A 244-nucleotide genomic window follows, 5' to 3' on the forward strand; every position below is an offset into this window, starting at 1 on the left:
GCCGTACCAGTCGCGGCCGTAGGGTACATAGACCCGCACGTTGAATCCCTGCGCGAGCAACGCGTCGCGCTGCGATTCACATACGCCCAGCAACATCTGAAACTCGAATCGCGAGCGGGCGATCTGTTCGCGTTGCAACCAGCCGGATAGCGCATCGATCAAATGCGCATCGTGTGTTGCAATGCCCACGAACGATCCGGCCTGAATGGCATTCGAGACGTGCCGAACAAAATGCGGATTGATC

At 58.2% G+C, this 244-nt stretch carries 1 protein-coding gene; it reads right to left on the bottom strand.

The features are described 5' to 3' along the window. Positions 1-244: proline dehydrogenase family protein (locus SB786_RS37325; protein ID WP_410731725.1), on the bottom strand; the 244-nt coding region annotated here is incomplete at both ends.

The sequence above is a fragment of the Burkholderia sp. SIMBA_062 genome (assembly GCF_046534765.1).
GTDB lineage: Bacteria > Pseudomonadota > Gammaproteobacteria > Burkholderiales > Burkholderiaceae > Burkholderia > Burkholderia ambifaria.